The following is a 21472-nucleotide window of genomic DNA, read 5'->3' as shown; positions in this document are numbered from 1 at the left end:
CTTGTTCTTGCAAGTGGCTTTTTTTATGTGCGGCGTTGTTGTGGCTTTGTCTTGTGGCTGGTTGAAGTCGTAGCGTCTTCAATGGTCAACCTATCTATTAATCAATGACCTGCTAATCATCTTCAGGTTGTTGCTCATTGTTAAGTACGCTCAAACGCTGATATAACACCGCTAAACTTTCCAGCGCGTTATCGTAGAGTTGTTTTGCTTTTGGATCGGAGGTAATAACCGGGTGTTGACCTAATGCCGACTCCAAATGAGACAGCTGGATAAAGGCTCTGTCCATGGCTTCAAATCGGCTGAGTGTATCTTGGTTATCATGATGCTTCATCGTGAATTTATCCTTTATTGACGCTTTCCCATATCTTTAGCAGCTAGGCTGGTTCAAGTAATGGTTATTAGGCTCAGTCGCAGGCTTAAACCTGCTGTAATGCATGCTTTAAAGTAAGCATAGCAGTTAGTTTGTTGAGCACAGGTTGCCTTTGAGTTCATATGTAGAAATGTAAACTAGTGTTATAGAGGTCATTTTGCCGACGCTTACAAGAGCTTATTGTGTTGTTAGTATCAAACTTATGGTTTGAATAGAAAGTTGATGGTGTGAAGCTGGGAGTGGCAAAATAAAAAGCCGACTTTGTAGTCGGCTTTGGCATGGTGCGATGAGAAACTTGTTAGTCAGATTTAGTGGCTAATCTCTAGCTGGTAAAAGCTGGTTTGGGTGTAGTCACCTGCTTCTACGCCATTGTTAGTACAACCCGTGCCCCAAGTTGGGTGGCTAGTGCCTTGGTTACATTGGTTGTATGCCCCAGCTTTAAAGTACATCCAATCGTTGGCGTAACCTTGGTCAAGTGGTTGATCTGGGTAGGGCTGGCTGAGGTCGGTTTTAAAGGTTTTAACCTCTGCTGCGTCAGTGCCTGGGTTCTTAACAAAAGTTAGGGTCATGATGTTGCCTGATACATCAACGTCATAGCTAAAAAGCTCACCGAGTTTGATACCTTCAACAGGGTCTGCATCTTGCCTAGTTAAAGTGGGCGCGCCCCAAATAGCAATGGGAATGTCATAACGCTGATCAATATCTTCAGGGAAGATTTCATAGTTCCAAAACAATGACCCATGTTCATGGTTAGGTAACTTACGGTAATAGATTTTTAATGGCTCAACTTTACTCGAACCATGAATTTGCCCGACAACAACTGAGTGAGAAGGGAATTTACTGTCGTCACCGCTGGTGCTGACCCAGTCAACTGATAAGGTTGCAGCTAGTTTGCCACCTACGGCGCCATATTGCTGTTTTTGTGGGTGTGCATCTATGACAAAGTTGTTTTTAGGATCACCAAACTTTGTTGAAGGGTCATCCTTATCAATCAAGGCTCTTAATTCAGAGCGAGCATTGGCGCTGTTTTGGGTGGTGGGTGCGGTATTCGGTGACGCCATGACCATCGCCCCTGTTTTAGGGTCGGTATAAAACCAAAAATGATTGGTGTAAGGACGAATCGGGTCATTGAGTTCATCGGCCATGATTTCCATGACTCTACCTTGGCGAGAAGGTTTGTGATCTGGTAGAGGAAGTGTGATTTTCCAATAGGACAAATCAAAATTACGTGCAGGGGCCGCGCTAGGGTCGAGTTGACTCATAAGTGATTCTTTATAGGCTTGCTGCTGCTTTGCTAAGGTATCGCTATTGGCTATCACCGCAGAGCTGGTGGCCAGACAAACAAGGCTCATCATCAGTTTTGATGCAGTGCTTAACGTGAATAAACGGTGTGACATAGTGTCTCCTGTTTGCAATAAGGTGAAGTATCAGGCTGAGTACTCAACCTGATATTGAGTATTCGTTATGATTACTGACGGTATAGCAATTCAATGTCGCGCTGTTCCCATACTTCTGCGAGGTTCTTTTCTACGGTGAACTGGCTAAAGTCGGTCTCTACAGCTAAAGACGTCCACTCAGGTTTGTTCAGCGCATCACCGGCTTTTAAATACATGCTGGTCATGCGTTCTACTCGGCGACGCTTGTCTTTTTGTGAGTAAGGCCATTTGATTTGAGGATCATGATATTGCGCCATCAACTGAATACCTTGGGTCAATGAGCCGCCCTTTGGGCTTTGATAATGCCACAAATCTACACCCACTTTTTCACCTAGCTCAGCAATACCTACAAGCGGAACTAAACTAAAGTAATGGTAGTGGTAAGCGCGGGTGCGCTCAATTTCATGGGGTTGAGAACCATCGGCTTCAAATTGAGTATCAACACGCACTTTGCCTTTTTGCACCATTTGCTTGGTAAGGATCTCGTTACCTAGGAAGTAGGAAATTCCTGCGACTTGAAAGTCATACCAAGTGCCATGGTTGTTAGCCGCTTGTGCTTCGCCTTTTGGTCCGCCAGATAAATCATCAACAATTAACCAGTCTAAATAGTCGCTGTACCATTGATTAATGGCTTGCTCATCTTGTTCGGTCCAATAAGGTGAATTGGATAGAATCGCAATCGCATCGAGCATACGATCTACCAATGTGCGTGTATCAATAATACCGCCGCGTCGGCCTTCTGCTCGACCAGGTACACCTTGACCATAATTGACATTAGGGTTCATTTTGGTGGCTTCATTAATAAACCAAGTACGCACAAATTCGACACCTTGTTTGGCATATTTGTCGTCTTGGCTGAAATAGTAGGCCAGTGCTAACGCACGAGTTGAACGGGTAAAGTTGCCGATACGGCGAGAGTCAGTTTCTTCTGTTTTGGATGCAGGGTTGGTTTTGCCATCATGGCGTATCCAAGGTAAGCCATCAGCTTTGGTTTCATCAGGCCACCAGTAAGGGCTAATACTGAGGTAGTCATTCTTATTACCACTGGGTGGTGTCATGCCTTTGTGAGCAACACTAAATGGTGTCTGCGCCATGGCGGTATCGGCTTCCTGAAGCAATCGTTCATAGGCCTGCTGCATGCCTGAACTGGCTTTAGCGGAATGTAGGAGCGTGCGATTTTTTTGTAATTGTTGCTCATCTAAAAATACAAACTCAGCCGCAAAGCTAGTTTGACAGAAGGTGAGTGCACCTATGATGAAAGCAAGAGGTCGTAATTTCAATGTTGTCACAGTCTAATCCCTCATTTTGCGTATCGTTATTGTTCATTATTTATATAAAATAATACAATTAAGGGCGTGCGCTAGCAACATACTTGTCGTGATCTTTGTCGACTTGTGCCATATGAAATTGGATTGAATCGTAATAATCCCTTGTTAAGTTAGGGTTTTAAAGGTTTTTTGTTGGTTGAGAATTCGAGATCGACTCTTCTCATGAAGTTGTTACTGTTGACCAACTTGGTAATTTGTCATACATGCAGTGTTTTGTTTGCAAAACGGGATCTAGATTAAAACCTGTTTTCTAATAGCCGCTAACACTGGGTTAGCGGCGGTACTTATGCTTATTTAATTTGTTGCTTATGGCTATTAGTCGCTAATGGTTATTCGTGGTTAATCGCTATTTGGTCAAAGTACACAGTGAATATCTGATTTTGATAACTGGTATCTGGCTTTATTTGAGGGTAAATCCCCGCTTTAAAGTAATAACGCTCTTGAAGCCAACTTGGATCTAGCGTGTAGTAATTGCCGTCATTCGCCAATACAGGTTCGCCCCACGCTAAGCGCTGGCTTTGGGTTGTACCATTGATATGGGTGTTAATGGTGACGGCTTGTTGATCGGCAACTATGTCATAAGACCAAGTGTTATTGGCGTCAACTGTCCCTAATGAAACGCTAAAGGATTGGCAATGGTCGCAGCTTTGGTTATTCGGCAAGAATGTGTCATTGAAAATGGCTCTCACAGGCTTGTTTGGCCCATCCCACTGCAGTTTGATTAATGCTTGTTTGATTTGATAGCCATGAATTTGACCCACAATCACTTTCGGATCAATGCCACTTATCTGTGGGTATTGCTCAATGTTGAGCGTACCGCTAAGCGAGTGTTGATTGGCAAATTGCCAGTTTTGGTTACTGCTACTGCAGCGGTTTTCCGTTTGGTAATTATATAGCTCTCTTAACTCAGACCGTACATAAGAAGAGTTAGTGGTGGTCGCACCCTCATCGCCGAGGTTGACTTGGAAGTACATGCGCTCATCGTGATGATCAACCCAGAAGTAGTCTAACTCTGTTTCATTTGATAGACGCTGTTTTCCACTGCAGTCTGCTGGGATGAGCTCTGCTGCTGAATCACCACCAGTGCCGTAAAAGTCATCGCGACTAACAGGTAGAGTTAATTTCCACTGCTCAATATTCCAATCACATGTTTGGCATTCGTCATCACCAGGTTCAGGTTCTTGGGGTTGCCCTCCAGAACTGCCACCGCAGGCTGTCAATATTATGATTAATCCACAGGTAAGTATTCTTCGTTGAACTCGTCTCATCTTAACCATACTTTTGTATATAAAATTGTTAATAAATAATACAATATAAATTCAAATTTTTGCTTGTTTAATGAAATTTAAAATGTGATCCTTATCAAAAATTGGAATCACAAAATTTTGAGTTAAATTTATCAGCTTTTTAAGTTGTTGTTTTTATATGGTTATTTCGTTTTGTTTCATGTGTAAACAAAATATTAATAGAAAAGCTTATTAAAAGTTGCGCCATATCACAGATATAATCTTACAAAAATTAAAAAATAACATAACACAAATAAGAGGGCAGATTGATGAAGATTAGCTTGATTGCAGGACTAGTAACTTTAGGTTTAATGGCTGGATGTGCGCCAACAGATCAGTACGCTAAAGCGCCAGAAGGAACGCAAGTAAATAAAGTATCCATTGAAAATTTGGTTGCTCACGATAAATCTGTGATTGCAGCGAACTCTATTAAAGCTGTCGACAGTGCTCAGCTAAAAAATCAACTGTTAAACTTGGCTGACGGTGCTGAGCTAATCATTGAGCCAGGTAAATATGCTGACCTTGGCAGACTTAGCATTACTGCTAATAACGTAGTTATTAAAGCGAAAGAGCCGGGTAAAACTTGGTTTACGGGTTTAGTGCAGCTTAATTTAATGGGTAATAACATCACGATTGATGGTGTTGTGTTCTCAGAGGGTGGTCCTGCTGAGCGAATGGGCGGCATTACTTTCCGCGGTAATAACAATACCCTACAAAATTCAACCTTCTTTTTCTTTAACGACAAATACGCCTACGAGCCTGATCGTAAGCGAGATGAATATCCAAAATATTTGTGGTTGTCTTTGTACGGTAAGAACAACCAGCTGCTAAACAATACCTTTGAGGGTAAACACAAACGCGGCACGTTAATCGGTATTCAAAAAGCCAAGGGTGATGAGACAGCCGATAATCACCTTATTAAAGGCAACCTATTTTACGACCAAAAGCATAACCGCTACGAAGAGTTCGAAATTAGCGATGCGATTCGATACAACTCAAATAGCTGGGAAGCGATTCGTGTAGGTGATTCAAAAAGTTCAATTTTCCCTTCTAAAACAACCATTGAAGGAAACCTTTTCTACGAGTGTGATGGAGAGACTGAGCTGGTTTCTCTTAAGTCAGGCGAAAACGTGTTACGTGGTAATACGGTGATCAATAGTGCATCAATGATTTCGATTCGCCACGGTGTGAATAACCTTGTCGAAGACAACGTGATTATTGGTAACGGTAAGCGCTATTCAGGTGGTATCCGCTTATATGACGAAGGCCAAATCATTCGTAATAACTACATTGAACGGGTAATGGGTACGGGTAATGTGCGTGGTGGTATTGCCATCAACACAGGCATCACAGATGTACAAAATGGTGAACGACTCAGCACTGAAGTGAAAGGCAAAGGTCTAAACAAGCAGGCAACACCAAACAAGGTTATCGTTGAAAACAACACTGTGATTAACTCTCGCCAAAACATCTTGTATTCAGACAAAAAACACCGTGTCAGCCTGTATGACAATACCAAGGTCTCTACCGTGTTTGCAGCGGTCGACACCCAGTTCCGTAACAACCTATCGTACGCCACAATCAAGAAAACACTCGCTGTAAAAGGCAATGATGAAGTCGCCAAGTTAGTTAACCCGACTTATGAGAACGAAGTCTATTTTGGTGAACTTCAAAATGTTGACTTATCAAGCTTTAACGGCGTAAGCACCCAAGAACCAGAGTTAAAAGTTGCTGAGAATGGTTTGTTAGAAGCGGTTGACCTTAATGTCGGTGCAAAGGGCTTGAAAGTATTAACCATGGCGGATGTAGGTGCGAGCTATACCATCCAAAAATAATCAAAAATTAACTTTTAAATATATAAAAATAAAGACTAAGGACGTTGTATGAAACTTAATAAATTATCATTATTTATTAGTGCTGTATTCGCTGTAACAACGCTATCAGCATGTGATTTTTATGATAAACCCGGTAGCGGTGGAGAAGAGCCAGTCGATCCGCCTGAGCCGCCAGTAGGTGAACTTGAGCCAGATGCTGTGTTTAGTGGTGATATCGCTGATTTAAGAAGCTTTATCGATAACACAACTGACGTAAATGAAGATGGTAGTCTGGTTATCATGCTAGACAATACCGTGAGCTTTGCTGACATGGGCACGCTAGTATTAGATAACGAATTACCGGTTATCTTAATTGGTGGTGATGCCGATTATGATGGTCAGGAAGGTTCAGAGTTTGGTGATGCTGCAACCATTACTGGTGGCGATACCTGTATTGTTATCTCTAATGACAACATGCAACTTCACAACATCACATTCCAAGATGTCGTACCAACGTGTAAAGACAGCTCGGTCACAACATTAATCAATGTCGGTACCTCAAGTTCTATGGGTACTGAATACGATACTGTTGAAAGTAAGCCAGCAGGTGTTGTGTTATCACAATTGACTATTGATGGTGAAAACCTAGCGTCAAATGGTCATGATGGTGACCACACTGATTGGATCATGGTCCGTGGTGAAGGTACGCAAATCATCCATAACCTATTTGCCAATAAGCCAAATGAAAAAGGCTCAATCATCACAGTGCAAGGTACGAGTTCTTCGCATAAAGATGTGGTGATTAGCCATAACCATTTCGATAAGTTCGCTGTGGGCAACACCTTCAGTGGGACTAACGATGCTTTTGGTATCCGTTTAGGTACTTCAAGCTCATCTAAAACTGACTATGTGACAAACACTACTATCAGTGAAAACCTATTCACTGACGTGAATGCGTCTCGCCGTATGATCTATGTGCGTACCAGTGGCAATACCATTGAGAAAAATACTTTCATCAGCTCAAACGGTTTTGTGTCTCTTGAAGCCGGTGTAAACAACACCGCTGACAGCAACATTATGATTAATGATGGTGCGGGTGATGATAGCGGTAAGTATGAAGCTGGTATTCGTATTATTTCTAAAGGTCACACTGTGACTAACAACTATGTGTACAACCACTCTCGCTCTAAAACGGGTAATGAAGTTGGCGCGATTTCAGTATTAGATAAAGAAATTGACACTTTAGATAAAGCGCCATCTACGGTAGCTAACAACACTATTGTGAGTGCAAAGCAAGGCTTTATCTTTGGTAAGTCTGGAGCCTGTACTGATGATTCAGTTGTGCATTTAAATGACAACTTAGTTGCCAATGGTGTTGATGGTGTGACATCGAGTGATAAAGGCGTACGTGATGATTGTCTTATCAGCACCGAATCGACTTGGTCTGGTAACGTTTTCGCAGTAACCGATCTGACTTCTAATGGTAACTACGACGAAGTAGCTGGCGAACGTGACCTATTAGGTAATGGTGAAGCCGAGTTAACTGAATCTGCCGAAGGTAGCAAATTATTCCTAGCAACAGCTGGCGGCAATGTCGCTGATAAAGGTGCATCGGGCTTAGTGATCCTCACTGAAGCTGATGTTGGCCCTGAATCAGCTGAATAATGACTGACCAACTTAAGAATTAACAAGGAATAAATACATGAAAAAGTACCTAGCAGTTGCCGTATTAGGCGCGTTAAGTTTTAACTCTGTGGCCAGTGATGATGACTACCTTCGCCCTGGTAAAAGTAGTGTTGCAATAAAATGGGAGCATAAAACCCTTGATGGCCGTACCGACCGACCTAAAGTGGAGTTTGGTCACCGTATGCGCAATGGCTTTAAGTTCGGTGTTGAACAGGTGTGGGAATATGACCGCAGCAAGCCTGAAACAGAAGTAGGTTTCGCCCCTGAACAGTATGAGCTAACGTTTAAAACGGACTATGAATTCCGTTGGGGTGATAATAGAGAGCATCAAGCTGGTCCAGTATTGGATTATCAAACCAAAGAAACCTCCAACAGTGTTCGGTTTGGTGGTTACTACGGTTATAAATTCAATAGTGAATGGCAAGTGAAGTTCCGCGCTCGCTATAGCCAACACCTTGACCGTTTAACGATCAAAGATAATCCGGAAGATAGCTACTACCGTGATGACAAGAACAAAGAGATGCGTTACGACATGTGGTTAACTTACCGCTGGAGTGACTTCCGCTTTGTGTATAACTTGATTCATTACAGCAAAATCTCTTCTAACCTAAACAGCAACGGCGAAGAGCAGCACGTCTACAACAACAATAAGCAACACAGTTGGGAGCATGAGTTTGCCGTGAACTATCGTTTCCCATACGCTAAGAAAAACACCATTTATGCGAAGTACAAGGTGAAAACTGAGATGCTGAAGAATAGCCACATGTATGACAATAACGGTGGTTATGATTGGTACGGTAAGCGTGATAATGCAGTTGAGATTGGCTACAAATATAGCTGGTAAGCTTATATAACCTCACCGAAAAGTGCTGTCTAGCCACTCAATAGAGTTAAGCTGGCAGCGCTTTTTTTTTAACAGCATGAGAAACAATGTATCGCCATAGAGAATAAGTGTGAGCTGAAAGTAGGTTTTGAACTATTTTTCGGGCTATTATAAGTTCATAAATATTATTACTGGTATAAATAGCTATGCCAGCTCATAAACCATCGGGAAAGTGGTTTATGCTTTTAAAAAAGATGAGAGCAAGAGACAAGCTAACCTAAAGCGTGCTAACCTGATTGGCAGGCGCTTACTTATTGATGTAAAAAATAAAAGCGTTTGTATTTATACTGGTAGAAACCAGAATTTAAGTCGCAAGCTAGTGCCGGTTTTTGCAAAATTTCGGTATCAGGTAGGTTACAAACTCAAGGAATTTACATCTCTTTGGCTGTGTAAACTTTGTGCAAACAGGGTCTTTTGTATTAATTAACAAGTTAATCTTAACTGGGTATTCACCGTATGAGCACAAAATTTACGCCGATTGGCGGGGAGAAACGCAGCTTACATGTGCAAGTTGCATGTGAAATGGCTCGCAGCATTATTTTAGGCGAGCTTCCTCAAGGGGAAATTATCCCAGGAGAAATGGACCTTTGCACTCAATTCGGTGTGAGTCGCACAGCACTTCGTGAGGCTATTAAGTTGCTCACCTCTAAAGGTTTACTCGAGTCTAAACCAAAAGTGGGTACCCGTGTTCGTACTCAAGAATATTGGAACTATCTTGATTCTCAATTGCTTGATTGGCTCATCGACATGGAAAAGACCGAGTATCTTTACGTGGAGTTCTTGGAGCTGCGTAAGGCTATTGAGCCTGAAGCATGTGCGGCTGCAGCCCGTAATGCTTCGGTAGAACAGCGCATGATGTTATCAGAGCTATTCCAAAAAATGGACAGTATTGCCAAAGGCTTTGATCAGGATGAATGGGTTGATGTTGACCTCGAATTTCACAAGTTGATTTTCATCTCAACCGGTAATAGCTTCTTCTTACCGTTTGCCAATGTACTTTCAACCATGTTCAAAAGCTTTTTCCACCATGCATCAAAGCGTGGTACCACATGTATTGAAGAGCATAGAGATATCTATGAGGCCATCATGGCTGGTAATGCCGAAAAAGCCCGTCAGGCAAGTTTGGAGTTATTGACTGCCAGTGATCATGAGTTAGAAGCCATTAAGTAAGTATCTCAATCTATAGGGGAAACCCACATAGAATCCATAAGCCAACCTGATGAGGTTGGCTTTTTTGTTGGCGTTATTCTCATGCTGGCCAGAATATAAAATGGAGTGTGTGAGTTGCTTAAATTGTATGAGATCTAGCTCTGCCTTTTTTGCTATAAAATAGGCTATGATATAAATCATACAAATAAAACTTTTGCTGTGAGTTGCCATCATGGATGAATCCTTAATTCCCAATATTGTTGATTTTATCGGTCAAATTGACCCTTTTGATCAACTGCCTGCCGATGTGCTCAAAGAGGTGGCTGCCTGTATTAGCATCACTTATTTAGGTAGAGGTGAGCAGATCCATTTCAGCGAAGACTCAAGTGAAAAGTATCTCTATATTGTGCGTACCGGCTCAATGGAGCAACGTAAGCCAGATGGTGTGTTACGTTCTAAGCTTGGCCCTGAAGATATCTTTGGTTTTACCTTTCTCGCGCCATTGAAAAAGGTATTAGATGGTTACACCGCGACCGCAATTGAAAATACGCTGCTGTATTTGATCCCCCACGCCAAGCTGTTAAAGCTGACTCAAAAGTACCCTCAATTTAATGAGAGTGTCGCAGCGGGCGCACAGTTACGTTTGCGCTCGGCGCTAAATGTGGTTTGGTCGAATAAGGAAAAGGGCTTATTTCTTAAAAAGGTATCTGAGGTCGCCAATGGTTTGGTGGCCACTGTTGATATCGATATGAGTGTGCAAGATGTTGCAAAAGAAATGCGTAATGCTTGTAGAAGCTCCACAGCAGTCATTAAACAACAAGGTAAAATTGTTGGCTTAATCACCGATCGGGATATGACCAAGCGAGTGATTGCTGATGGGTTAGATATTCACCAGCCCATTAAGAATGTGATGACCACGCCAGTGCTGACCATTGACCCCGACGATCTGATTTTAAAAGCGGCGTCATTGATGATGCAATATGGTATTCGCAGCTTACCAGTTGTGAGAGGTGATGAGGTTTTAGGTTTGTTAACCACCTCAAACCTCGTGCAAAAGCACCGTATGCAAGCGATTTTTTTGATTGAAAAAGTCAAATATACCAACACCCTTGAGGAGTTACCTTCGCTGACCTCCGAGCGTCAGGCTATTTTTGAGGCGCTGGTTGAAGGCAATGTCAATGCAGATATTATTGGTCAGGTGATGGCAATGATCATGGATGCTTATAACCGCCGCTTGATACAAATGGCAGAGCAAGAGTTTGGTGAACCACCGTGTGATTATGATTGGATTGTTGCAGGGTCTCACGCACGCCATGAAATCCATATGATGTCAGATCAAGACAGTGCCATTATCCTCAGTGATACTGCTACTGAAGCCGACAAAGTTTACTTTAGCCAACTGAGCAAATTTGTTACCGACGGCATGGATAAATGCGGTTTTGATAATTGCTCAGGTCATTACATGGCGTCAAATGCAAAGTGGTGCCAAACACTGAGCGTTTGGAAACAGTTTTATCAGAAATGGGTGTCTAATCCACAATATGGCATGCTGATGAATGTGAGCGTGTTCCTTGAAGTGCGCAGTATCCATGGCAATAATCAGTTTTCACAGCAGTTGCAGGACCATCTGCATCAATTAATTGCTGAGGAAAGCCAATTCTTACCTTCATTAGTGAATGATGCTATCCGTGTGCAGCCACCGTTAGGGATCTTCAACAAACTGGTGTTAGAAAAAAGTGGTAATAACACTCGGGTATTGAACATTAAAAAATATGCACTGACCTTGATTGTTGATTTAGCTAGGATTTATGGACTAGCCGTTGGCTGTAATCAAACCGGTACTCAAGATAGGTTTAAATATGCAGTGACCAAAGGCTTGTTAAGCGAAGAAGATTATAAAGACACCATTGAAGCCTTTTTGTTTTTAACGCAAGTGCGCTATAACCATCAACTTAATGCGCTGCGTCAAGGCTTACAGCCTAATAATCATATTGAGCCCAGTGCCATTAGTTCATTTGAGCGTAAGCATTTGAAAGATGCTTTTCGTATCATCAGCAACCTACAAGAAGCCGCCAAGCTGCGCTTTAGCGAGTGATAAATGCTGACTCAGTTATTACACTATTTTCACCCATTATCTAGGCTTGCTAGAGCGCGCAGCGCCTACCTTGCTGCGCATCCTGACATGCCAGAAGTATTGAAGTTGCTGTTATTAGAGCCCTTACCTGAGCTTAATGATGCCGTTGAGCGACAAACGTATTTGTCGATGGACATTGAGACCAGTGGTTTAGATGCACAGAAGGACCATATTCTGAGTGTCGGCTATGTCACTATGGTGGGTAAGAGTATTGACTTAAATAGTGTTGAACATACTTACATAAAAGGTGTTGTTCGCCCTGAAACTGTGGTCATTAACCATATTGTGCCGCAAATGCTCAACAATGCCCGAAAGCTTGATACTGTCATGACCCATTTGTTCGAACAAATGCGGGGTAAAATTTTGTTAGTGCATGGCAAACAAGTAGAGCAGCAATTTATTGATCACTATATTAAGAAGAAATACGGCTTACCGCCTATGCCTCTGCTTTGGGTTGATACCTTAGCGATAGAAAAATCAATGACACTTAATCGTGAGACGGAACAAGGGGATTATCGGCTAGCAGCAGTGCGTCAACGCTATGGTTTACCTGAATATCATGGACATAGTGCCTCTGTAGATGCGGTAGCGACCGCTGAGTTATTGATGGCATTGTGGGTGCAGATTTTTGGAAAAGCCAAAGGGCCGTTCAAACAGATAATTCGTAACTGATACTATTTCTCTTTGTTTAAACCGATGAAGCTTTATTAGGTTGGACGTTTACGTGATAACTGAGTGGCACAAGGCGATACTCGTGCTAAAACAGCGATAGATAATCACTAAAAAATCCCTAAATTCCATTTCGGGGAGCGAGAATCATTTGGCATTGCAGTGCCCATTAAAATGAGCTTATTGTTATAAATAAGGTTGTGGTATCTCTGTTTAGATATGTAAGAGCAACTCGTTGAGAGTTGCTCTTGAATTAAAACAGCTTAACTGTTGTATTAACTTAGTGAAGCCACCGCTTCACGTACTAGCTTACCGATTTCGTCCCATTGCTGGTTATCAATCAGATTGCCAGGCACCATCCACGTTCCACCACAGGCCACAACGGCATCTTGCTTAAGGTAGTCGTTGATATTGCTTGGTGAAATTCCACCTGTCGGCATCACCGATATAGGGTAAACAGCGGTTAATGCTTTAAGCATAGGTAAGCCACCAGATGGCTCGGCTGGGAAAAACTTCACTGTATCCAGACCCATTTCTAACGCTTGTTCAACTAACGATGGGCTATTAATGCCAGGAATAATCGGCATGCCGCGTTGTTGACAATATTTAACCGTATTCGGGTTAAAGCCTGGGCTCACAATGAAGTCAACGCCAGCATCGATAGCAGCATCAACTGTTGCTGAATCTAATACTGTACCTGCGCCAATTAACATGTCTGGATAAGCTGCACGCATGTTGGCAATCGCTTGGGCTGCAGCGGGCGTGCGGAACGTGATTTCTGCACATGGCATACCGTTTTCAACTAAAACTTGGCTGAGCTTTACCGCATCATCGGCATTTTTTATGGCAATCACAGGGATAACCTTAAGCTGTTTTAGTTTGTCGTTTAGCGTGCTCATTTTGGTTCCTTTTACATCTAAATTTGGACTTAATTTGTACTTAGCGGTTCTGTGATACAAAGGCTTAACTTGCTTGTTTAACAACAGGCGTAATGGTTGGCATTAAGCTAATGTCAATAATTGCCCCTTTATATTGAATCACTGTGCCAGCTAGAAGATGGCCTGCCTCAGCAGCTTGCGAGTATGATTGTCCGCGAAGTCGCATTGCCATATAACCTGCGGCAAACGAGTCTCCCGCTGAAGTGGTATCCACGACATTTTCGACCAAGGTTGCTGGGATGCTTAGCTGTTGTTCAGCTGTAATTACCATGCACTCTTGTGCACCACGTTTAATGACAACTTCAGTTAAGCCTGCAGCTAAACTGCGATCGATACAGGTTTGAATTTGCGTGTCACCAAATACGGCTTGTTCATCTTCAAAGGTCAGTAAACCTATATCAGTGAGGCCGAGCATGGTTAAATAGGCTGACTTTGCCTGAGCGTGTGACTGCCATAAATGTGGGCGGAAGTTATTATCAAAAATAACTTTGCTGCCATTGGCACGACACTTAGCTAAGGTTTCGAAAAGTACTTCACGACTCTCGTCGGTGAGAATGGCCAAAGTGATGCCTGATAAATACAGCACATCGTATTGACTGAGCGTGGCTAACCATTGCTCTGGCGCATGCTCAAAACAATACTTTGCAGCAGAGTCGTTGCGCCAGTAATGGAACTGACGCTCACCTGTGTCATCCACCTCAATGGCGTATAACCCAGGTAACTTATTGTCCATCTGCAACACATGTTGTGTGTCAATGCCTTCATCTTGCCAGTGCTGTAGCATATTCTGGCTGAATGGGTCTTTACCTAAGGCAGTAAAGTAGCTGATACGCATTGATTTATCTTGGTTTAAACGTGACAAATACACAGCAGTATTCAAGGTGTCGCCACCAAAGCTCTGCACCAAAACATCGTTATGTTGTTGCAGCTCGATCATGCACTCGCCGATAACTGCGACGGTTAATGTTGACATATCAGCTTCTCTCCAGTGTTACAGGAAGTCTTGACGAGCAGGGTTAAACATATCGATTAAAATGCTGTCTTGCTCAAGTGCGACTGCGCCATGTAATACATTTTTAGGTGCAATATATGCGTCACCGGCTTTAAGTACTTTTTTCACGCCATCAATTTCAGCTTCAAAACTACCAGCGGCAACATAACCAATCTGATCATGGATATCATGAGTATGTGGGTGGCCAATAGCACCTTTATCAAACTTGACAAAAACTGCCATTAAGTCAGGCGTATAGCCAATGATTTTGCGGTATAAGCCATCACCTAATTCTTCCCATGGCGTTTTATCATCTTCATAAAATGGGTTCATTCTCATCTCCTTTGCGTTCGGCTTTACTATTGAAACTGCTAGGCTTTGATGCCGTATTTAATTATTTTGTTGCAATTGAACACTTGCTCACTGTGCAATTGAAACAGTCGTAAACTAACATGACCTTAGTTTACTCATATTCTATATTAATTTGTAATACAAATCTCGCATATCTGTGATCTGCTTCTAATTAGTTTTGTCATACGATATAGCCAGATTTCGCATCTTGCTGATTTGTAAGGTTAAAATTTTTTTAACCGATATTTCATGATTTTAAATATTGCAGAAGTTGGCTGAATTAGCAAAAAATGAAAGTGATCTAGCTCTATTATTATTCGATATTTACTGTAATTTTGTTTTATTTGTATTATTTTAGAGTAAGTTTTCGTTTCCAGTTTTGAGGTAAACATGTCGCAAGCCATAAAAGCGGTACTTTTTGAAGAGTCTGAAATCGCATCTATTGCCAACGAGCTAGGTAAAAATAGCTTAATGGGCAAAAGCTTAGCTAAGTTAATTGCCGATACCGATGCCTTTATTGCTCTGGGTGTAGAGGTACCGGGTCATAGTGAGGCTGGCGGTTATGCTCACAACCGTCATAAACAAAACTATCAATACATCAACCAAGCAGGTCGCCTTTTCCTTGTCACCGGTGAAGAAAAATATGCTAAATATGCCGCTGACCTTTTATTGGCTTATGCCGATAAATACCTGAAACTTGGTTTCCACGAACAGCTAAATACCAACCCTCCGGGTCGCTTGTTCCACCAAATTCTTAATGAGCATGTGTTCTTATTAAATGTCAGCTTAGGTTATAGCTGCATTCGTCATTACTTATCAGCTGAGCAGCAACAAACCATCATTGATGGTTTATTCCAGCCAATGCTCGACATGTTCACTGACCAATATAGCTTTGATTTTGACCGTATCCATAACCACGGTATTTGGGCTGTTGCCGCTGTGGCAATGTGTGGTATTGCGCTTGATAAGCCTGAATACGTTGAAATGTCGATTCACGGCCTGAAAGGCGACGACATTGAAGGTGGCTTCCTTGCACAGATCAGTAAGTTGTTCGCGCCATCTGGCTATTATATGGAAGGCCCTTACTACCATAGATATGCTATTCGTCCATTATGTCTATTTGCTGAAGCGATTCACCGTCACCGCCCTGAGCTAGATATCTTTAACTTCAATGGTCAGGTCATTGGTAAAACCATTAAAGCTATGCTCGCAACAGCTTATCCAAATGGCGTATTCCCTGCGTTAAATGATGCTTCGCTAACAATGGATATTTGTGATGCGGGTGTCGTGGTCGCACTAGGCTTATACGCTAAGCACTATGGTATCGATGACGATATTCTTGGCATGGCAAAAATCCAAGATACTGTTTGGCTAAATGGTTGTGGCCAAGCGTTATCAGAAGCCTTTGAAAATAACCAAGCTGAGCTAAATCCATGTTGGCCGAGTGTCGAGCTAAACGAAGGCCCGAATGGCGATCGTGGTGCACAAGCCTTTATCCGCATGCAATCTGACAATGGCGATGTTAACCAGCTAGTGATGAACTATGGTCAGCACGGTATGGGTCATGGTCACTTTGATACCCTAGGCATTAGTTTTTTCAATAACGGTCAAGAAGTGCTTCGTGAGTATGGTTTTGGCCGCTGGGTGAACGTTGAGCCTAAATTTGGTGGACGTTACCTTGATGAAAACAAGTCATACGCGCGCCAAACTATTGCCCACAACGCAGTCGCAGTAGACCAGTTATGTCAAAACAACTTTGATGTGAAATTAGCTGACAGCCGCCATGGTGAACCACACTTCTTTAGTGGCGATGATAAAGATATTCAAGGCGTTAGCGCGTTCTGTCGTGACTTCTATGACGGCGTTGATCAGCAACGTAGCTTATTGTTGGTTAAGCATGAATCGCTAGCAAAACCGATTCTGGTTGATTTGTTCCGTTTAGTCAGTGAACAAGCCCATCAGTATGATTACGCGATTCACTATGAAGGTCAGATTGTTCGCACTAACTTTGACTATCAAACCCATGGTGAGCTAGACACCTTAGGTGACAACTTTGGTTACCAACACTTGTGGAATGTCGGTCAAGGTAAAGTGGCTAATGAAGCCAACACCTCTTTAGTGAGCTGGTTACAAGGCAATAGTTATTACACTTGGTTAAGCGCAAGTTGTGCTGATGATGAAATGTTCTTTACTCGCTCAGGTGCAAATGATCCATCATTCAATTTACGCAGTGAGCCTGGTCTGGTACTGCGCCGCCAAGCAAAAGACACTTTATTTGCTAACGTATTAGAAACCCACGGTTACTTTAATGAAGCCATTGAAGCGAGCACAGAGGCCCGCGGTCAAATTACAGCGGTTAAGGTCATTGGTAGCAATGAACAAGGTTCTGTGATTGAAGTTGTTGCCAATGACTTTAGCTTAATCGTTATGGTGAGCAACCAAGTCGGTGTTACTGCAGAAACCAGCAACAGTGTCACATTCGATAATCAAACATTCCAATGGCAAGGTTACTTTGCTGTTGAACAAAGAGGTTAATCATGAGCTATCAGCCTTTATTAATGAGCTTTGAAGAAGCAGCTCAATTACGTACTCACCTAAATACTGACAGCTTGATGGGCCGCTCAATTGCCACAGAAGTGGCTGCACTTGAAGCCTACTTACCGATTGGCATCGAAATTCCGGGTCACGGTGAAGCGGGCGGTTATGAGCATAACCGTCACAAGCAAAACTATATTCATTTGGATTTAGCGGGTCGTTTATACCTTATTACCGAAGATGAGCGTTATCTTGAGTATGCTAAAACCATGTTGGTTGAATATGCCAAGGTGTATACCAGCTTTGAGCTGAACACCAGCCGTGATTCAAACCCACCAGGGCGTATTTTCCACCAAACGCTAAACGAAAATATGTGGATGCTATATGCGTCGTGCGCCTATTCGTGCATTCGCCATAAGTTGACAGATGCTGAAATCAATCTAATTGAAAGCGACTTATTCCGTCCAATGATCGACCTGTTTGTGGACACTTATGCCCACGACTTCGACATTGTGCATAACCATGGCTTATGGGCTGTGGCTGGTGTGGGTATTTGTGGCTATGCCATTAATGACCAAGCCAGTGTTGATAAAGCCTTGTATGGCCTAAAAGGCGACAGTGTTTCTGGTGGCTTCATTGCTCAGCTGACACAATTGTTCTCGCCTGATGGTTATTACATGGAAGGCCCTTATTACCATCGCTTCTCATTACGCCCAATCTACTTGTTTGCTGAGGCCATTGAGCGTCGTCAGCCAGACATTGGTATTTATGAGCTGAAAGATCAGGTGATTAAAACCACCACTTATGCAGTGATGTCGACTGCGTTTCCAAATGGTGTATTACCTGCGCTAAATGATTCATCGAAAACCATGGACATTAAAGACGAAGGCGTGTTGATTGCCACAAGTGTGTGCTTCAAGCGTTATGCGAAAGATGACAACTTAATGTCGATGGCTGTGCACCAAGATAAAGTATGGGTACATGGTTCAGGCGCAGCATTGTCTGATGGCGTGGCTAATGCGGGTGAACTAGCAGGATTTAACTGGGGTAGTTTACAACATACCGACGGCGCAGATGGCGACCGCGGTGGTATCTCTATTCTACGTCACCGTGATTCTAACCAAGACGATAGCATGGCATTGCTTTGGTATGGTCAGCACGGCAGTGACCACAAATTACACTCTGCGTTAGATCATGGTCACTTTGATGGTTTGCATTTAAGTCTGTTTAACCATGGCCAAGAAGTGACTCATGACTATGGTTTTGGTCGCTGGGTGAATGTCGAGCCAAAGTTTGGTGGTCGCTATATTCCTGAAAACAAAAGTTATGCTAAGCAAACGGTTGCACATAATACCGTTGTGGTAGATCAACAAAGCCAAAATGCGGGCGACACAGCCACAGCTGAAGCCCGCTGGGGTGAAGCACACTTCTTTGTTGCAGGCGAAAGCCAGCAAGGTATGAGCGCATTTGTGCGTGACTATTACCCAGGTGTTGATCAACAACGCAGTGTGTTGATGTTCAATATTGAAGGTATTGCCAAGCCAGTTGTTTTAGACCTATTCCGTTTAAGCAGCCAACAACAGCACACTTATGATTATGTGATGCACCACAGTGGTCAGATTATTCGCACTGATTTTGAATACCAAACCGAGAGCAAGCTAAAACCATTGGGCGACAAAGCGGGTTACCAACACCTGTGGAATGTGGCAAGTGGCAAAGTGGAAGCGGGCAGTTTAGTCAGCTGGTTACATGGCCAAAGCTATTACTCTATGGTGAGCAGTGCAGTAGCTGGAAGTGAAGTGATTTTTGCCCGTACAGGCGCAAATGACCCTGACTTTAACCTGCGCAGCGAACCGGCAATTATCTTGCGTCAGCAAGGGAAAGATCATCTATTTGCGACCGTGTACGAAACCCATGGCTACTTCAATGAAGCAATTGAGGCGAGTACCGATGCCCGTGGTCAAGTGGCAAGTGTGACTGTGCTTACCCATAACGATGAGGCTTCAGCTGTCGCGTTAAAACTCACTTGCGGTAAGCAGGTGCAGGTATTGGTATGCAATAAAGCTGGCGTAACCCAAGACACGCAAACCAGCATCAGTATCAATGGCGAAACAATCACCTTTAGCGGTGCAATGCATATTAGCTAGTGTTGATACCCAGATGAGTCGGTTGATTAGCGGTTAGTGATATAAGCCTGAGCCTGTCTCAGGCTTTTTCGCATATTAAAACCGACGAGTTAACGGTATGATTAAATGGGTATTTATTGCAACATAATGCTCCGGGTGACTACAGGAATTCAGCCTGATCTTTGAATAGATTAGAGAGAAAATGAACATTCACCATACCAACAAGAGTGAAATAACATGATTAAGCAAGACAACTTTTTCAGCCAATATTGGCACAGTAAGTATGTTCGTCGGAACATTGCACTTGCTTGGCCGTTAGCGTTGAATGCGTTGTTAATGCAGTCAATGTTGATGATAGATACCTTGTTGGTTTCGCCATTAGGTGAAGTGTCGCTTGCTGCGATGGGGATCGCCACCACCATTGTTGCTTTTATCATGGGCATTCAAATGGCATTAGCCAATGGCTCGCAATTGGTGATGAGTCGTGCCGTAGGCTCCCAAAGCCAACAGGCGCTCACACAGGCTTGTTGGTCTGCGATGGCAATTAACTTTGTGGTCGCGGCCGGATTTTGGTTGATACTGCTGTTATTTGAATCTGACATCGTGGCGTTAATTACGGCTGATGAAGCATTGCAGCAGCAAGTGTTACGTTATTTAGCCGTGGCTAAATACGTGGTGCTGTTTAATGCCGTCACGCAAGTGCTGATCGCCTTATTTAATAGCCTTGGCCAAACCAAAATTGCCTTTAAAGGCTACTTAATTGAGTTACCGATTAATGCGGCGTTGTCCTATGCATTTATCTATGGCCTGACAATTGGTGACGTGTCGCTGACACCTCAACTTGGCGTGGTTGGCGCCGCAGTTGGTAGCATTGTGGCCATTGCCGTACGCTTCATCTTCTTAGGTGTGTGTGTTCTTAAGTTAGAAAATCAATCTGCCTTGTTGTCGCTGCGGATCAATACTGCCACTGAGAGTCCAACTAGTTTTCTGGCCAATATGCGTAAACACGCCATTGAAATCTTCCCTGTGGCTGTCAATGTCACCATGTTGTCGATTGGGGTGAGCGTGTATCAATTGCTGTATTCGCAATTATCCATTAATGCGTACGTTGCGATTACGCTAATGCTGCCATGGATGCGTGCTGGCGGTCAGTTTATTACGGCATGGGCGCACTCTTCGGCAATCAGTATTAGCCAAGCTATTGGTTCTCGGCAGCTGCAAGATCTAGAAGACAATGTGAATGTCAGCATCCAGTTGGCGGTGGTGATATCAGTGCTCACTATGATGTTCTTCTGGATCCTGAGCTTTTGGGTGGCAGACATTTACCCTGAGATGACGCCAGAAACCTATCAAGCGCTGGCGGTCATTGCCCCAATATATATTCTGTTGCCATTAGTGCGTGGTTATAACACTGTGCATGGTCATGTGCTCAGGGCAATGGGATACACCACTTCAGTATTTAAAATTAACTTCACAGGCCAATGGGTGGTTTCTATCCCGCTTTGTGCATTACTAATTTTGTATTTTGATGCCTCCATTTTTTGGGCATTTGCGATTCAACCCTTTGAAGAGATCATCAAAGCCGGCCCGTTTCGTTATTTAGCGCGAAAAGCGGTTAAAGACTTTAGTGAGCAAGATGCACAAAGGTTGAGTTATTAGGGGCTGTTGATCTTTCAAGATTATTTTTGCAACGACTTGTTGGCTAATTTATCGCTAAGTTGTGAGTAAGCTCAGGCAGTGTGGCATTGCTACTTGTCGAATCAAGCAAAGCGAGCT

Annotated in this window: 16 protein-coding genes; 9 read left to right on the top strand and 7 right to left on the bottom strand. The window is 43.1% G+C overall.

The annotated features are described in order from the left end of the window. Positions 1–112: 112 nt before the first annotated feature. From ACHUGF_RS14340 to ACHUGF_RS14325, 4 genes are all read right to left on the bottom strand, one after another. Positions 113–331: a hypothetical protein gene (locus ACHUGF_RS14340; RefSeq protein ID WP_394132232.1), complete on the bottom strand. Its 219-nt coding sequence runs from the start codon at positions 329–331 to the stop codon at positions 113–115. A 347-nt stretch (positions 332–678) separates the two neighbouring features. Continuing rightward, the gene (locus ACHUGF_RS14335) at positions 679–1767 is read right to left on the bottom strand and encodes a polysaccharide lyase family 7 protein (RefSeq protein WP_394132231.1); all 1089 of its coding nucleotides are present in this window, start codon (positions 1765–1767) and stop codon (positions 679–681) included. Positions 1768–1838: 71 nt separating this feature from the next. After that, entirely contained in the window at positions 1839–3095 is a 1257-nt protein-coding gene (locus ACHUGF_RS14330) for an alginate lyase family protein (RefSeq protein ID WP_394132229.1), read from the bottom strand. Positions 3096–3463: 368 nt separating this feature from the next. Beyond that, the gene (locus ACHUGF_RS14325; RefSeq protein WP_394132227.1) at positions 3464–4402 is read right to left on the bottom strand and encodes a polysaccharide lyase family 7 protein; all 939 of its coding nucleotides are present in this window, start codon (positions 4400–4402) and stop codon (positions 3464–3466) included. A 287-nt stretch (positions 4403–4689) separates the two neighbouring features. Between ACHUGF_RS14325 and ACHUGF_RS14320 the strand changes: the two genes are divergently transcribed. The 6 genes from ACHUGF_RS14320 (at position 4690) to ACHUGF_RS14295 (ending at position 12758) form a co-directional block, all read left to right on the top strand. Then, entirely contained in the window at positions 4690–6255 is a 1566-nt protein-coding gene (locus ACHUGF_RS14320) for a polysaccharide lyase 6 family protein (RefSeq protein ID WP_394132225.1), read from the top strand. Positions 6256–6303: 48 nt separating this feature from the next. Continuing rightward, positions 6304–7899: a chondroitinase-B domain-containing protein gene (locus ACHUGF_RS14315; protein ID WP_394132223.1), complete on the top strand. Its 1596-nt coding sequence runs from the start codon at positions 6304–6306 to the stop codon at positions 7897–7899. Positions 7900–7936: 37 nt separating this feature from the next. Beyond that, on the top strand, positions 7937–8764 hold the full coding sequence (locus ACHUGF_RS14310) for an oligogalacturonate-specific porin KdgM family protein (RefSeq protein WP_394132221.1): 828 nt from the start codon (positions 7937–7939) through the stop codon (positions 8762–8764). A gap of 495 nt (positions 8765–9259) precedes the next feature. Next, a complete protein-coding gene (locus tag ACHUGF_RS14305; protein ID WP_394132220.1) occupies positions 9260–9973 on the top strand; it encodes a FadR/GntR family transcriptional regulator in 714 nt (237 codons plus the stop codon). Between the two features lie 211 nt (positions 9974–10184). Beyond that, complete coding sequence (locus ACHUGF_RS14300; protein WP_394132218.1) at positions 10185–12047, top strand: putative nucleotidyltransferase substrate binding domain-containing protein; 1863 nt, start codon at positions 10185–10187, stop codon at positions 12045–12047. Between the two features lie 3 nt (positions 12048–12050). Continuing rightward, positions 12051–12758 carry a 3'-5' exonuclease gene (locus ACHUGF_RS14295; protein ID WP_394132216.1) on the top strand — a complete coding sequence of 236 codons (708 nt, stop codon included), beginning with the start codon at positions 12051–12053 and terminating at the stop codon, positions 12756–12758. Between the two features lie 272 nt (positions 12759–13030). Here ACHUGF_RS14295 and ACHUGF_RS14290 read toward each other — a convergent pair whose 3' ends face one another. From ACHUGF_RS14290 to ACHUGF_RS14280, 3 genes are all read right to left on the bottom strand, one after another. Next, positions 13031–13654: a bifunctional 4-hydroxy-2-oxoglutarate aldolase/2-dehydro-3-deoxy-phosphogluconate aldolase gene (locus ACHUGF_RS14290; protein ID WP_394132214.1), complete on the bottom strand. Its 624-nt coding sequence runs from the start codon at positions 13652–13654 to the stop codon at positions 13031–13033. 64 nt (positions 13655–13718) lie between these two features. Then, on the bottom strand, positions 13719–14666 hold the full coding sequence (gene kdgK, locus ACHUGF_RS14285) for a 2-dehydro-3-deoxygluconokinase (protein WP_394132212.1): 948 nt from the start codon (positions 14664–14666) through the stop codon (positions 13719–13721). An 18-nt stretch (positions 14667–14684) separates the two neighbouring features. Next, entirely contained in the window at positions 14685–15017 is a 333-nt protein-coding gene (locus tag ACHUGF_RS14280) for a cupin domain-containing protein (protein WP_394132210.1), read from the bottom strand. A gap of 408 nt (positions 15018–15425) precedes the next feature. Here ACHUGF_RS14280 and ACHUGF_RS14275 point away from each other — a divergent pair, with 408 nt between their 5' ends. The 3 genes from ACHUGF_RS14275 to ACHUGF_RS14265 all read left to right on the top strand — a co-directional run bounded on the left by ACHUGF_RS14275 (position 15426) and on the right by ACHUGF_RS14265 (position 21355). Further along, complete coding sequence (locus tag ACHUGF_RS14275) at positions 15426–17570, top strand: heparinase II/III domain-containing protein (protein ID WP_394132208.1); 2145 nt, start codon at positions 15426–15428, stop codon at positions 17568–17570. A 2-nt stretch (positions 17571–17572) separates the two neighbouring features. Further along, positions 17573–19717, top strand: coding sequence for a heparinase II/III domain-containing protein (locus tag ACHUGF_RS14270; RefSeq protein ID WP_394132206.1), 2145 nt, complete (start codon positions 17573–17575; stop codon positions 19715–19717). A 216-nt stretch (positions 19718–19933) separates the two neighbouring features. After that, on the top strand, positions 19934–21355 hold the full coding sequence (locus ACHUGF_RS14265; RefSeq protein ID WP_394132204.1) for an MATE family efflux transporter: 1422 nt from the start codon (positions 19934–19936) through the stop codon (positions 21353–21355). Positions 21356–21472: the final 117 nt, after the last annotated feature.

It is taken from the genome of Shewanella maritima, assembly GCF_043643735.1.
Lineage (GTDB): Bacteria > Pseudomonadota > Gammaproteobacteria > Enterobacterales > Shewanellaceae > Shewanella > Shewanella maritima_A.
The sequence above is the reverse complement of the archived record's forward strand: the minus strand, read 5'-3'. Positions and strand labels throughout refer to the sequence as shown.